General features: G+C 40.7%; 12 protein-coding genes. 3 read left to right on the plus strand and 9 right to left on the minus strand.

Annotation, left to right across the window (positions count from 1 at the left end; all coding sequences use genetic code 11):
* Window positions 1-135: 135 nt before the first annotated feature.
* Window positions 136-567, minus strand: a complete 432-nt coding sequence (locus tag GKC25_RS04460; protein ID WP_034663719.1) for an Rrf2 family transcriptional regulator — start codon at window positions 565-567, stop codon at window positions 136-138.
* Window positions 568-751: 184 nt separating this feature from the next.
* On the opposite strand from GKC25_RS04460, the gene GKC25_RS04465 reads away from it, so the two are divergent.
* Window positions 752-1,951 carry a globin domain-containing protein gene (locus GKC25_RS04465; protein WP_034663717.1) on the plus strand — a complete coding sequence of 400 codons (1,200 nt, stop codon included), beginning with the start codon at window positions 752-754 and terminating at the stop codon, window positions 1,949-1,951.
* A 67-nt stretch (window positions 1,952-2,018) separates the two neighbouring features.
* Complete coding sequence (locus GKC25_RS04470; protein ID WP_376745155.1) at window positions 2,019-3,443, plus strand: SpoVR family protein; 1,425 nt, start codon at window positions 2,019-2,021, stop codon at window positions 3,441-3,443.
* Between the two features lie 39 nt (window positions 3,444-3,482).
* Here the strand turns inward: GKC25_RS04470 and garD are convergent, their stop codons facing one another.
* The 7 genes from garD to GKC25_RS04505 form a co-directional block, all read right to left on the minus strand.
* Complete coding sequence (gene garD / locus GKC25_RS04475; protein WP_034663712.1) at window positions 3,483-5,012, minus strand: galactarate dehydratase; 1,530 nt, start codon at window positions 5,010-5,012, stop codon at window positions 3,483-3,485.
* A gap of 60 nt (window positions 5,013-5,072) precedes the next feature.
* The gene (locus GKC25_RS04480) at window positions 5,073-5,777 is read right to left on the minus strand and encodes a FadR/GntR family transcriptional regulator (RefSeq protein ID WP_034663709.1); all 705 of its coding nucleotides are present in this window, start codon (window positions 5,775-5,777) and stop codon (window positions 5,073-5,075) included.
* 71 nt (window positions 5,778-5,848) lie between these two features.
* Window positions 5,849-7,219 (minus strand): enolase C-terminal domain-like protein, encoded by a 1,371-nt coding sequence (locus GKC25_RS04485; protein ID WP_376745156.1) that lies wholly within the window; start codon window positions 7,217-7,219, stop codon window positions 5,849-5,851.
* Window positions 7,220-7,240: 21 nt separating this feature from the next.
* Entirely contained in the window at window positions 7,241-8,617 is a 1,377-nt protein-coding gene (locus tag GKC25_RS04490) for an MFS transporter (RefSeq protein WP_045210060.1), read from the minus strand.
* 64 nt (window positions 8,618-8,681) lie between these two features.
* Window positions 8,682-10,148 carry an alpha-ketoglutaric semialdehyde dehydrogenase GucD gene (gene gucD / locus GKC25_RS04495; protein ID WP_187704422.1) on the minus strand — a complete coding sequence of 489 codons (1,467 nt, stop codon included), beginning with the start codon at window positions 10,146-10,148 and terminating at the stop codon, window positions 8,682-8,684.
* A 21-nt stretch (window positions 10,149-10,169) separates the two neighbouring features.
* Window positions 10,170-11,096 carry a 5-dehydro-4-deoxyglucarate dehydratase gene (kdgD, locus tag GKC25_RS04500; protein ID WP_106037892.1) on the minus strand — a complete coding sequence of 309 codons (927 nt, stop codon included), beginning with the start codon at window positions 11,094-11,096 and terminating at the stop codon, window positions 10,170-10,172.
* A gap of 184 nt (window positions 11,097-11,280) precedes the next feature.
* Entirely contained in the window at window positions 11,281-12,645 is a 1,365-nt protein-coding gene (locus tag GKC25_RS04505) for an alkaline phosphatase (RefSeq protein ID WP_342689566.1), read from the minus strand.
* A gap of 353 nt (window positions 12,646-12,998) precedes the next feature.
* Between GKC25_RS04505 and GKC25_RS04510 the strand changes: the two genes are divergently transcribed.
* Window positions 12,999-13,832, plus strand: coding sequence for a C40 family peptidase (locus GKC25_RS04510; RefSeq protein WP_034663692.1), 834 nt, complete (start codon window positions 12,999-13,001; stop codon window positions 13,830-13,832).
* Window positions 13,833-13,958: 126 nt separating this feature from the next.
* Here GKC25_RS04510 and GKC25_RS04515 read toward each other — a convergent pair whose 3' ends face one another.
* A complete protein-coding gene (locus tag GKC25_RS04515) occupies window positions 13,959-15,311 on the minus strand; it encodes an IS1182 family transposase (protein ID WP_106038609.1) in 1,353 nt (450 codons plus the stop codon).
* Between the last annotated feature and the right edge of the window lie 42 nt (window positions 15,312-15,353).

A 15,353-nucleotide genomic window follows, 5' to 3' on the forward strand; every position in this document is an offset into this window, starting at 1 on the left:
AAATGATTTCTAGTAATCTATATACCCTAATTATATTAAATCAAACCTGATAGTCAATATTTATTTATAATAATTTTAAATTAATTATTATTACAAGAAGGTAAAGAAAAAGACGAAAGAATAGAATTCTTTCGCCTAAAGGAGGAGCTCTCTAAGAGCATCTTTGTTTTGAGTTAAATCTTTTAATGTGTATTGATCAAGAACGCGTAAGTAAGCAGTAAGTGCTTCATGAAGTACATGCTTTAATGAACAAATCGGAGAGATGATACAGCTGTTTTTCTTTGAATCAAAGCATTCAACCATGACTAAATCATCCTCAGTATAACGGACAACTTCTCCAATATTAATGCTTTCTGGGCTTTTCCCAAGCCTAATCCCGCCATTTCTTCCACGGATCGTTTCCACATACCCGCGTTTTCCAAGATGATAAATCACCTTTGTCAGATGATTTTTAGAAATGCCATAAACATCGGCGATCTGCTGAATATTTGACAGTTCATTGTTTTCTCTTGATGCTAAATAAATGAGTACTCTTAATGAGAAATCTGTATAATTCGTTAGTTTCATTTTGACGACCTCTAAACCTGATAGAGTTTTGTATCATCGTAACACATTTTAGACAAAAACTGTTCGAGAAAGTGTTAAATGTGACAACATTTAAAACATGTATTATAAATATTGCTTTTATAAGCTGTCATCCATTACGATAAAGATGTATTTAAAATACACCTTTTTGAAAGAAGGAATGACGATGTTATCTAAAGATCAAATGAATGCCATTAAACAATCAGCCCCTCTATTAAAAGCTGAGGGAACCAAACTTGTGACTGTTTTTTATCAAAATATGATTCGGCAGCACCCAGAACTACTCAATCAATTTAATCAAACAAACCTCATGAACGGAAGTCAGCCAGAGGCGCTTGCTGCGACACTATATCAAGCAGCACTGCACATCGATCGATTAGAAGAATTACTTCCTGCGGTCAAACAGATTGCCCATAAGCATGTCAGTGTGATGGTCAAAAAAGAGCAATATCCAATCGTCGGATATCACCTCATTGAAGCGATGAAAGAAGTGTTTGGTTTAACGGAAAAAGATGACACGCTTTTAGCTTGGAAGGCCGCATATGACATTATTGCAAATATTTTTATCACGATTGAAGCAGAAATGATGGAGGAGAATGTAAAGCAAACTGGCGGATGGGCAGATGTGAAGCCGTTTGTGATTAAGAAAAAGGTACAGGAATCTTCATCGCTGATCTCCTTTTACTTAGTACCAGAAGATGAATCAGAGCTGCCAATGTATGAAGCAGGCCAATATGTTACGGTACAGGCAGATATGCCGGGTGAAGCTTATATGTGCAGCAGACAATATAGCTTATCAGATCAGCATCATCCTTCTTATTACCGCATTACAGTAAAGCGTGATGGTCATGTGTCTACATTTTTGCATGATGGAATGGAAGAAGGGGACGTTCTTCAAGTGAGTATGCCACAGGGAATGTTCTGTTTGCAAGAAGACACTAAAGAGCCTGTTTATTTTATTAGTGCTGGTTCTGGTGTCACACCAATGATCGGTTTAATGAAAACAGCAGCGCAAAACAGCCAGCCATTTACAATGATTCATGCAGATCGATTAGAGGATGTAACTGCTTTTGAAAATGAATTTGAACGAGTTCTAGCTGCAGCTTCTCATGGCCGCATCATCTTATGTAATGAACAATTTGCGCAGCCTGGTAAGGGTGAGCTTGTTGAGAAGGCAGCTTCCCGCATTGACCGCCCATTCCTTCAATCAGTGATTGGAGAAGGGAAAGGCCAATTTTATCTATGCGGTTCCCCGGTGTTTACACAGGAGATGATTCATATGCTAAAAGAGCTGGGAATTCCAGAACAGAATATTCATTTCGAGTCATTCGGCGGGCAATCCACGAAAGAAATGGAAGTCGTCTAAACGAATGGCGGAACATCATGTTTTTTTAGGTGCGCTCATATAGTAGGGATAAGTCCGATGAGGAGGGATGGTTTCCTTGAGCGTATCTGAAAAACGTCTTTTACAAAGAGCCATTGATGAAATTACAGAAATTGCAGAAGGATTTGGTCTAGATTTTTATCCGATGAGGTATGAAATCTGTCCCGCGGAAATTATTTATACGTTCGGTGCATACGGAATGCCAACACGATTCAGCCACTGGAGCTTTGGGAAGCAATTTCATAAAATGAAGCTTCATTATGATTTAGGGTTAAGCAAAATTTATGAGCTGGTCATCAATTCAAATCCTTGCTACGCCTTTCTACTTGATAACAACACGCTTGTTCAAAATAAATTAATTGTGGCTCATGTACTGGCACACTGTGATTTCTTCAAAAATAATTGCCGTTTCCAAAACACAAAACGAGACATGGTAGAAAGCATGTCAGCAGCGGCAGAGCGGATCAAAGAATATGAGCATCTTCATGGAACAAAAGAAGTGGAATCCTTTTTAGACGCCGTATTGGCTCTACAGGAGCATATTGATCCGTCTCTTGTTCGTTCAAAACTAAGCTGGAATATGGACGATGAAGAAGAATATGAAGATGATAAACCAAAACGTCAGACGCCGTATGATGATTTGTGGGGAATGGATGAGCCGAAGACGCATGAGAAAAAGAAAATCGTCAAACAATTTCCGCCAAAGCCGGAAAAAGATATTTTACTCTTTATTGAGGCGCACTCCCGGGAGCTAGAGCCGTGGCAGCGGGACGTCCTCACCATGCTGAGGGAGGAAATGCTCTATTTTTGGCCGCAGCTGGAAACAAAGGTTATGAATGAAGGCTGGGCTTCGTATTGGCATCAGCGGATTATGCGTGAGCTTGATTTAGATTCAAGTGAATCGATTGAGTTTGCCAAATTAAATGCAGGCGTGGTGCAGCCATCTAAAACAGGCATCAATCCTTACTATTTAGGTCTGAAGATTTTTGAAGATATCGAAGAGCGCTATGACAACCCATGTGAAGAATTAAAAAAAGCAGGGGTGACAGAAGGATCGGGCCGCAGCAAAATGTTTGAAGTCAGGGAAATTGAATCAGATATTTCCTTTATTCGAAATTACTTAACAAAAGACCTTGTGATGAGAGAAGATTTGTACTTGTTTCAAAAGCAGGGGAGAGACTATAAAGTCATCGATAAAGAATGGAAGGCTGTTCGTGATCAGCTAGTCAGCATGAGGGTCAATGGCGGCTTTCCTTATTTGACCGTGATGGATGGCGACTATTTGAAAAACAATGAACTCTATATAAAACATTGGTATGAAGGCATTGAACTTGATCTGAAATACTTAGAAAAAGTACTCCCTTATTTGCATCAGCTATGGGGAAGAAGTGTGCATATCGAGTCAGTTCTTGAAGGAAAAGAAGTGATGTTTTCATACGATGGAAAAGGGGTTCATAGGAAATATCTCGCATAATGATCAAAAGAAAAGATGTCCTAAAACGGACATCTTCTTTTATGTGACTGGGGCTGGGTTAAATAGGCACAGATCATTATAAATCCCCCAATGATCGGCCCATGTTTCTTTCCTGCCGCTGGCGACATCTAATATATAGTGAAATATATCTGTACCCACTTCCTCAATTGTTGCTTCTCCAGTTGCAATACGGCCTGCATCAAAATCAATAAGATCTGGCCACTGTGTCTGTAAGCTGGTTCTCGTAGACACTTTTACTACGGGTGCAGCTGCTAGACTGTATGGAGTCCCTCTGCCTGTTGTGAAAATTTGCAAATTCATGCCAGAGGCGAGCTGCAGTGTCCCGCAGACAAAATCGCTTGCCGGCGTAGCAGCAAATATTAATCCCTTGGTTGCTGCTTTCTCACCAGGCCCAATCACACCAGATATTGGACTTGTGCCAGATTTGACGATAGAGCCAAGCGCCTTTTCTACGACATTGGATAAACCGCCTTTTTTATTTCCTGGGGAAGGATTTGCACTTCTATCTGCCTGCCCTCTGTTTAAATAATTGTCGTACCAATTCATTTCCCGTATAAGTGCCTGCCTCGTTTTTTCATTAACAGCCCTTGGTGTTAATAGGTGAATGGCATCCCGCACTTCTGTCACTTCTGAAAAAAGAACGGTTGCGCCTGCTCTGACAAGAAGATCTGCTGCATATCCAACGGCAGGGTTTGCCGTTACACCTGAGAATGCATCGCTTCCTCCGCATTGTAAGCCCACCACTAAATCCGATACAGGACAAGGGACGCGCGTCCGTCCATTGAGTTTCATTAGTTTGTGCTCTGCAGCCTTCATAATGGAGGTAATCATTGAAGAAAAGCCTGATTCTTCTTGTAAGGTTAAAATATCTTGTTGCTGATCTTCTGAGACGATGCGTGAAGGTACGAGTTTTTCGCAGCCTAATCCAATGATCAGCACCTCTCCTCCAAAGTTTGGATGTGTGGCTAGGTTTTGGATGGTTCTGATGGGAATGAACGCATCTGGTGCATGAATGGCTACACCGCAGCCGTACTGATGGTGGAGGGGAATAACGTCATCGACATTTGGATATTTCGGCAGCAGCTCTTCCTTGATTTTTTTGACGGCGTAGTCAAGAACCCCCACGACACATTGCACGCTTGTTGTAATTCCGAGAATATTTTTAGTACCAACAGAATCATCTGAATTTCGGTAGCCCTCAAATTCATAGCCATCCAGCTTTTTAAGAGGAGAGCCGCTGTATGTTTTGCATGATAATTCTTCTAAAGGAGGAGGGGCTGGCATTTGAACAAGCTGCTCTTTCACCCAACCTCCTTGCAGGATGGTTTCGTTAGCGTACCCAATGATTTCACCATATCGGATAATTGGAGCATGCTGTTCTATAGTCTTAAGTGCTACTTTATGCCCTTGAGGGATTCGTTCGGTTAACGACAATCCACTCGAAAAGACAGTGCCAGCTGGTAATCCACCATCATTAACGATGATTGCCACATTGTCCTTTGGGCTTACTTGAATATATAGGGGTGCTTCCTGTGCCTTTTGATTCAAGAGATCACTCCTTCGAAAGCGTTATCATTTTAGAGGAGAGGAAGCATATCCGCTTCCACATCATGGCGTTTGATTTAACCCTTTTAAAATTTTATCACGTACAAACTTCAAATGTTCATGCATATGGAAGTGTGCTTGATATGGGTCTCTAAGTCGAAGCGCTTCATAAATTTTCCGATGATAATTAACGGTCACTTTTTTTTCTCGATAAGGAATTTGACTGTCAATCTTGGCATGTGATACTAAAAGCGCCTGAATCATACCTTCAACAACGGGATTGTTTGCACTTAAGGCAATAATCCGATGGAATTCTTTATCCGCTTCACCATAGTTGTTATCTGTACTTTTCTCAATCATTTCAATGGTTTTTTCTAATTTTTTTAATTCTTCTTCACTGATCTTCTCAGCAGCAATGGTGACAAGGCCTAGTTCTAGTACCATTCGAGCCTCTATAATGGCTGGTAAATTATCTTGAGCCAGTGCGAGCATTACAGAAAAAGGCTGGTTGCTAATTTTATCATTAAAGTATGTGCCGCCTCGAGTTTTCCTTGTGATGACACCTAATGTTTCAAGAGAACTTAAAGCCTCGCGCAGTACAGGACGGCTTACTGATAGAATTTCCATTAGTTCCATTTCTGTCGGCAGTTTGTCACCAGCTTTTAATTGCCCGCTAGACAATAAATGAACGATACGTTCAATGACTTGTTTTGCTAATGTTTTTCGATTAACAGTTTCAAATTTTAGTTCATCTATGCTTTCATTCACGAGTCATTCTCCCCCTTCAGTTGTTCAATTGTAAGACAAAATGAAGGGGAACACAATCATTTACAGTCAAACTACCGAATTAAACACGGTTTTTTCGGATCGAATGTCCAGCCATCGATGAGATATTGCATCTGAATGGCATCATTTCTTGCACCAAGCTGCATTTGTTCATATAAACGGTTGGCCTCCTCTAGCTTTTCTATATCAATTTGAATACCCAGCCCAGGTTCTTGAGGCACTTTTATACGACCTTCTTTGATTGAAAGTGGGTTCTTGGTTAATTGCTGTCCGTCTTGCCATATCCAGTGGGTATCAATGGCTGTTATATGACCTGGTGCGGCAGCGGCAACGTGTGTAAACATGGCTAGGGATATATCAAAATGATTGTTAGAGTGCGATCCCCAGGTCAAGCCGATATCATGACACGTTTGAGCTACTCTGACCGAACCTTCCATTGTCCAAAAATGTGGGTCCGCCAGTGGAATATCAACCGCATGTAATTGGATCGCATGTGACAACTGACGGAAATCAGTTGCGATCATATTCGTAGCCACTTGAATTCCTGTAGCTCGTTTGAATTCGGCCATAATTTCTCTGGATGAGAATCCGTCTTCTGCTCCACATGGATCTTCTGCATATGCAAGCAGATGTTGTTTTCCTTTGCAAAGCTGAATGGCCTCATCAAGAGACCAAGCTCCATTAGGGTCAAGTGTGATACGGGCATTTGGAAAACGTTTTGAAAGAGATTCTACAGCTTCCATCTCTTCTTCTCCAGAAAAGACGCCGCCTTTTAACTTAAAATCCTGAAATCCATAGCGTTCATAAGCCGCTTCAGCCAAACGGACAATGTCCATCGGTGTTAGTGCTTTTTGACGCCTAAGCCGGAACCAGCTGCAAGATGAATGATCTTCTTTCAAATAGGGGAGAGGGGTTTTCATCTGATCCCCTATGTAAAATAAATACCCAAGCATGTCAACTTCCTGTCTATGTTGACCGGTTCCTAATAAAGAAGAAACCGGTTCTTCTAAAAATTGACCTAATAAATCCAGCAAAGCAGCTTCTATCGCTGTAACTGCATGTATTGTTGTCCGAGAGTCAAAAGTTTGATTGCCTCTACCGCCTGTATCGAGGTCTTGAAATGTATGCTGTACCGATTGCAGGATGGCATGATGTTGCCCAATTGGTTTTTGGAGGACAAGTCTGGCGGCATTTTCAAGTGTTTGACGAATGTTTTCACCGCCGGGAACTTCGCCGACTCCTTGACGGCCACTGCTATCGGTTAAGATCACAACATTTCTTGTGAAAAAAGGTCCATGCGCTCCGCTTAGATTCAAAAGCATACTGTCATGGCCTGCAACAGGAATCACCTTCATGTCAGTAATGTAAGGGAGATTGGTTGTTCGTTCTTTTTTCACTTCTTTTAAGTGTTGATTCATATGCATCCTCCTTTATATAAAACGTTCTCAAATTGAACTTGATGGAACTGGGGCCGGTGGAGTGGAAGGGGGTTCTTTTAGCTTCACACGTTTAATGGGACCCACAAGGAATAAATAACTTAAGATCGCAATGACGGCATTACTTCCGACAAAGACGAGCGCACCACTGAAAGAGCCTGTCGCATTTACAATATATCCAATGATAATGGGGGTTGTAATAGACGCAATGTTGCCAAAGGTATTAAATAAACCGCCGCTTAAACCCGCACATTCCTTTGGAGAGGTATCTGATACAACGGCCCAGCCAAGTGCCCCAAATCCTTTTCCAAAGAAAGCAAGCGACATAATCGCAACAACAATCCAAGAAGATTCTGTATAGTTGCAGATAATCATACTGCATGAAAGAAACATACCTATAATAATCGGTGTCTTTCGTGCGAAAGTAAGCGAGTTCCCTCTTTTTAATAAAAAATCGGATAACAAGCCGCCAAGAATCCCGCCTAAAAAACCGAAGAGAGCTGGCAGGGAAGCAACAAAACCTGCTTCGAGAATGGACAATCCTTTTGCTTGAACAAGATACACGGGAAACCACGTTAAGAAAAAATAAGTGAGGGTGGTAATACAATATTGAGCAATGTAAACGCCGATTAACATCCGATTTGAAAGTAATTGTTTCACGTATGGCCATTTTGGTTCTTTGTTTTGCTGGCTCTTTTCATCGTCCATTGAGGTCAAAGCCCCGCCTTTTGAAATGTAGTCAAGCTCTGCTGCATTAATTTTCGGGTGCTGTTTTGGGTTATAGACCGTTTTTAACCAAAGAATAGACAACAAGATACCGAGAATGCCCATGACAATAAAAACAGAATGCCATCCTAAAGAATGTGTAAGCCAGCCCATTATAGGGGAGAAAATGACAAGCGCAAAATACTGAGCTGAGTTAAAGAAAGCAGAAGCTGTTCCACGTTCAGAACTAGGAAACCATGCAGCTACTACACGACTATTTCCTGGGAAAGAAGGAGCTTCAGCCAGCCCTACTAAGAATCTCAGGGCAAAAAGAAGAATAATCGCAGTACCTGCTGTAAAAAAACCTATGGCACCTTGAAGCAATGTAAACAAAGACCAAAAGAAAATGCTGCAGGCAATGACAATTTTAGAGCCAAATTTATCTAATAAATAACCGCCAGGCAGTTGGCCAATGACATATGCCCAGCCAAAAGCAGAAAAGACATAACCCATTGAAATAGAGCTAAGACCAAGATCATGCTGAACAGAATCTCCAGCAATCGATAGGGTAGCACGATCCGCATAATTGACAGAAGTGACAAGAAACAGCATGAAGACGATAAACCAGCGGACAGAGGTTTTTTTATCAGTTTGTGAAGCATGGAAGAGTTTATTTATCATAATTTCTTCTCCTTTTCTAAATAGAGAATTGAGGAGGGCAGGTGCCCTCTCAAATGCTTCAAATTTACGATTTAATGAAAACCGTTTGAATGGCTGTGAAAAATTCCTTTGCCGCTTCTCCTTGTTCACGAGAATGAGAGCTTGATTGTTTCATTCCACCAAATGGAGCCTGTAATTCTACTCCTGCACTTTCTGCATTAATTCTAATGAGCCCTGCTTGGATATTCTGAATAAAGGTCAGCATACGGCCGATGTTTTGTGTGAAAATAGAAGCGCTTAAGCCAAATACCACATCATTGGCAATGTGAAATGCTTCATTTATATCTCCCACTTTGATTAAAGCAATGACTGGCCCAAATATTTCTTCTTGAGCGATGGTCATGTCTGAGGTGACATGTTCAAAAATGGCAGGCTCTATATAATAGCCATTCTGATAATCACCATCTGTTAATGGTTCCCCGCCAAAGAGAAGGGTAGCTCCTTCTTTTTTTCCTGTTTCAATATAGGAAAGGCATTGATCAAGCTGTTGTTTGCTTGCGATTGGACCCATCCATACGTCTTTTTTTAAACTGTCCCCAATAGTGATTTCCTGCGTCTTTTGAAGCAGCTTTTCTTTAAAGGCATCATAGATGTCTTCTTGGACAATGACTCGGCTCGTTGCTGTACATTTTTGTCCTGTTGACCGGAAAGCTCCTGTAATGGTGGCTTCCACCGCAAGATTAAGATCCGCATCATTGGCTACAATAACGGGGTTTTTCCCGCCCATTTCAAGCTGATACTTGATGCCTCGTTCAAAGGCTTTTTGACCGATAGCTTTACCAGTTGCATTGGATCCAGTAAATGTAATCCCTTGGATATTTGGATGTTCAATCATTCCTTGACCTACAACAGCTCCCGACCCTGTTACCATATTGACTACTCCCTTTGGGAGGTGAGCATCTGCAAAGCAGGCCATGATTTTTGCGCAAGTAGCCGCAGTTTCTGTCGCAGGTTTAATGACGACCGTGTTGCCATAAATGAGTGCAGGTGCCATTTTCCAAATAGGGATGGCAATAGGGAAATTCCAAGGAGAGATGACGCCTACAACACCTAATGGAACCCTTTTAGTGAACATGAGTGCTTCTCGATCAGTAGAAGGAATGACATCTCCTTCTTTTCGCATCCCTTCGCCGGCATAGTAACGCAGGATGGCCACACCGCGTGCCGCTTCTCCTTTTGCCTCCAGAAGTGTTTTACCCATTTCTTTTACAGCAGTGACTGCAATGTCATCGAGACGTTCCTCTAGCAAATCAGCTGCTCTATAAAGATATTGTCCTCGTTCTGCACCTGATAAATCTCGCCACGCTGTCTTTGCTTCATGTGCTGCAGTGATGGCTGCGTTCACATCTTCAAGGCTTGAGCGCTGTACATATCCAACGGCCTCTTCTTTGTCGGCAGGATTCTGGATGGGGATCACTTCTCCTGTCGAAGCCTTTACCCATTCACCATTGACATAATTGAAGTACGTTTTTTGTTTCACTGAAATGGACATAATATGATCTCCTTTCTATTGTTAATTCACAGCCGCTTTTTTAGGAAAGCGTTCCATTGCGTGCTGCAAAATGCTCTCTAGTTCTTGATAGTGTTCTTTCTCTACAGGGACAACAGGTGGTCTTGCTGAATTGCGGACAGCATGCCCCATGATGTTCATGCCAGCTTTAATTAATGAGACAGCATAACCCTTTCTCTGTTGACGAATCCGGTTAATCGGTAAAATTACACTTGTGTATATGTCCTTGACCATTTCCTGATCACCAGTCTTCAGTGCGTGATAAAACATTCTTGAGATGTGAGGGATATAGTTTGAAATGGCGGAGGAATAGGAATGAAAACCAATCGGTAAGTAAGCCGGCATTGTGACCTCTGCCATAGGCAATCCATTTAGATAGCTGAGCCTGTCGCCTATCGTATAGGAAAGGTTCACGTTTAAATCCATATCACCGACCCCATCTTTTACACCAACAAGCTGTTCAAAAGTAGTGAGCCGTTTGATTTGCTGCACTGAGAGAACAGCATTATCTCGTTGATACAAGATGGCATTTAAGTTTGTACTTTCCATAATGGTTTTGGCGTATTCATATAGTCCTTCTTGTTCTCCATGAATTAAATAGGGAGGGAGTAATAAGTAACCATCAACGCCTTTTTCCTCGGAAATTCTCGCCCATTCCAGGGCAGTATTTAAATTTCCGCCAACTCCTGAATAAACAGGGACTTTACCACCGGCAGCTGCCAGTGCCACATCAATCATTTGCTCGTATTCTTTTTGACTAATAGACTGGAATTCTCCCGACCCACAAGCAATAAAAATGGCATCAAGCCCTTCGTCTAGTAAGAATTGAATGTTTTGAAATAGTGCTTCCTCGGAGAGCTGTCCATTTGCTTGAAAAGGGGCAATAGGAAACCCTAATATGCCTTCTGGTGCTTTTCTATCTTGAATCATGGTTAAAAACCTCCTGTGAAGTGAATTGTTAAAAAGAAAGGTAAGCGCTACCAAAAACTCTTTTGTTTTATTGTAAGACAAATGAACAATTTGTCAATATCTTTATTTTCAGAATTTTACCTGGAAGATTGAACAATAAAAAGAGCAGGTACTTAGTGCACCTGCTCTTACAAAGATTTTTGTCTTATTGATGATTAAGTAATTTAAAGATATGTTTGGCCTGATCTGTATTTTCCATCAGCCCTTTTAGCTTTTGGCTTGTTGGGCCATACGCAAAGAATGGAACTTCATCACCCGTATGACCTGATGTTGTCCAGCCTGTATGTGATCTCATGTTGATCACTTCTTCAATCGCATCATCAATCTTAACAGCATCCTTTGTTTCAGAAGCCTTTTGAATGGAGGCTATTTCTTCTTTTGTAAATTCAAGATCGATATATTGTTTCAACGCTGACTCAACAGGCATGCCGCTGACAATTTTGTTTGCAATAAAGTCAGGCGTCTTTTTCGCTGCTTTTACCGGTTTGTAATCCCAGCTGCCCGAGCCGTCTGCTCCGAAGGAAAGTCCGCCAGTTGAATGATCGGCAGTGGTGATGACTAACGTATTTTTATCCTTTTTTGCAAAACGAATGGCTTCTTCAAATGCTTTTTCAAAATCCTTCATTTCACTCATTGCACTGACAATATCATGATCATGTCCAGCCCAGTCAATTTGGCTGCCTTCAACCATAAGGAAAAATCCTTTTTTGTTTTTAGACAGCTGTTTAATGGCTGAGGACGTCATGTCTTGCAGGGAAGGGGTCTTTTTATCACGATCAATCGCTTTATCAAGACCACCGTCAGCAAAAATGCCTAGCACCTTTTGATTTTTGTTTTTTTGTAAGGCATCTTTATTGGTGACATAATCATATCCGGCTTGCTTGAATTCTTTTGTCAAATCACGATCCTTCCGGACAAAATCGACAAGACCTCCGCCAAGCATGACATCGACTGTATGCTGTTTTCCGATTTTTTCATCGAAGAAATCATCAGCGATGGCAGCTGTATTTTTTCTCGATACATCGTGAGCCGCATACGCAGCAGGGGTGGCATTTGTTAATTCAGATGTCACGACAAGTCCCGTAGATTTTCCCTTCCGTTTTGCTTCTTCTAGAACTGTTTTTAATTTTTTGCCGTTTTTATTTACACCGATCGCATTGTTGTAAGTCTTTTTACCAGTTGCCATTGCTGAGCCAGCTGCGGCAGAATCGGTGATATTGCTTTTAGAGTCGTTAGGGTATGTTTTGTGCATGCCAGTGAGGTAAGGGTCAAACGCTGTTTGTTTTGAAAGGTCTCCGTTGTGTTTAAATGAACGGTAAGTTGAAAGATAAGGAGTTCCCATGCCATCCCCGATCAGCACGATCACATTTTGCACGTCATTTTTTGGCTTCTTTTTAGCCTCTGCTTTGTCAGCCTGTCCAAATTCAATCCCTGAAAAAATGCCAATCGATAGCACAGATGCTGCCGCTACTGCAGCGATTTTCGTTTTCGAGCTTTTCAACACACTCATTCATTTTGCCTCCTCATTGTTTATGTATCGCTCTTACGTTTACAATGGTAGAGCAGAATTGTGGATTCCCATTTACAGGATCGTAAAGTTCACTTTAAAATTGTAAAGGTCCACTTTACATAGAATGGACCAAAAAGAGAAATGAATGTATCATTTATCCATGACAAGATGCGTTTATTTTGTCATGATTGTGTAATGAAAATGAAATATAAAGAACCCTAAAAAAAAATAAATTTTGCCGAATTAATAAGCATAATGTCGTAGGAAGTCAAGACTATTTCTTCTGGTATTTGATCCTTATAATAGTAAGTAGATAAAATTCGGATCACGATAGATACATACAGGAGGAACAAATGAAAAAACAATTGATCACAGCTGCAAGTGCAGTTCTACTTGGGACGACATTATTTGCCGGAGCTGCCTCAGCACAATCAGTAAAAGTTCAAAAAGGTGACTCTCTTTCTGTTCTAGCGAAAAAATACAAAACAAGTGTGAGCAAGATTAAATCAGACAATAAGCTAAAATCTAACACGATTTATGTTGGACAAACTTTAAAAGTAAATGGTACTTCCTCAAAAAAAACTACGAAAACATCAAAAACAACAACAAAAGTAAAAGCGGCGTCAGCGACAGCTACTCATAAAGTTGTGAAAGGTGATACATTATCTAAAATCGGCAAAAAGTACGGCATGACTGTAAAAGAGCTGAAATCGTTAAATAAACTCAAAACAAACCTTATCAAAATTGGGCAAAAGCTAAAGGTCAAAAAGACATCTAAAAAAGTGAAGACAACACCTGTTAAAGAAAAAACAGTTTCTGCTTCTTCTTTAAACACGTCTAAGCTTGTAGCAGATGCTAAAGCGCACAATGGCACACCATATAGATGGGGTGGAACGACACCAAAGGGTTTTGATTGCAGCGGGTTTATGTGGTATATCATTAACAAACAAAAAAAGATTTCAAGACAAACAACTGAAGGTTTCTGGGGATCAATGAAAAGCGTATCAACACCAAAGGTTGGCGATTTTGTGTTCTTTACAACATATAAATCGGGTCCATCTCACATGGGTGTCTACATTGGGAACAACAAGTTTATTCATGCTGCTTCTGATGGTGTGACGATCAGTAATATGAATTCAAGCTACTGGAAGCCGATTTACCTTGGAGCGAAAACATTTGTGAACTAATTTATTCTAAGAGACTGCTTATGAAGCAGTCTCAGATTGTAGAGAAACTCATGTTTTTCTACAATCTTTTTTATTTTCATCGTAATTATGATGGATGGGATTTAATGAAAAAGGCCTCCCACACACCTAGCCTAGCTTCGCTAGGTGTGTGGCAATCTTCTTCATGTTCTGGCACGCAGCTGTGAGGAGAACTTGCTCACTCACGTTTTGTTTTCCCCTCAACCGACAGTAGCGAAGCCCGTGCAGTTGTTTTGAATCTGCAAAGCTTCGCTCTATTTTTTCTTTTCTTTTTTTATATAGCTCTTTTCCAGAGGCAGACAGACGATTTTGTCTGATCTTTTCTTTGTGTTCCTCCCATACATGTCTTGAGATCACTTTTTGATGATTTTTCGATCTTGTACAGCTCTCAAGGAAAGGACACGATACGCATTTTTTAGGGTCTGATTTGTAGAACCTATAACCTTTTCGATCAGTTGTCGTATATAATAGCTTCTCGCCATTTGGGCATATGTAGTGATCAGATTCAGAATCATACTGAAATTTCCACTTCTCAAATAATCCTCTTGTTGGATGAAAGCGTCTATGTGCGATGACACCAAAAATATGGCGATCCGATAAACCTTTACAGATTGAGGTTGTCAAATAACCAGAATCAAGGGCAACAGCTTCTACTTGAAAACCAAATCGGGCGATTTGGTGATCCAATCGATCAAGATACGGAATAGAATCATGGATATTGCCGGGCGTGACATGGGCATCCGTGATGATATTGTACTTCATATCCGTTGTACGGTGGTCTAGGTAGAAAAAGCCTTCCGGTTTATTTTCACGATAAAGATAGCCACTCTCAGGGTCAGTCATACTTTGACGAATGTCTTTTTTCGTTTTCACCTCCTCTTTTACCTTTAAGGGCTTTTTTCCGTGTGCCACCCGATCTTCTTGGATCGCTTCTTCTAATTCATTTATATAGTTCTGGGTATCTTGTTCAATCGTTTTTCTCGTATATTTATGTTTATTGGCATTGGCTTTAAGATGAGTTGAATCAGTAAAAAGAACGCGGCCTCCTACCATATCATGATTGATGGCTTGAAGCACAATTTCATCAAAAATATCTTGAAAAATCGTTGTATCTTTAAATCGAGTACGACGATTCCAGCTAATGGTCGAGTGATGAGGAACGGGGTCATTGATGTTCAAACCTAAAAACCATCTATACGCCATGTTATAGTAAATTTCTTTTTCAAGTTGTCTTTCAGAACGGATACCGTACAGGTATCCGATAAACATCATTTTGAACAAAATAAGTGGATCAAGAGAAGGGCGACCTTTATTCTCACTATAATACGGTTTTACTTTATCTACGATAAATGAAAAATCAATGTACTGATCAATTTTACGAAGCAGGTGATCCTCTTCGACCAGTTGATCTAGCAATACAAATTCGGCTTCGTGCTGAGAAGAATTTCTAGTGTGGAACATGAGAAAAACACCTTCCTTAAGTGGGTTTTTCTCTATTATAAA

It is taken from the genome of Bacillus pumilus, from assembly GCF_038738535.1.
In the GTDB taxonomy this organism is placed as follows: Bacteria; Bacillota; Bacilli; order Bacillales; family Bacillaceae; genus Bacillus.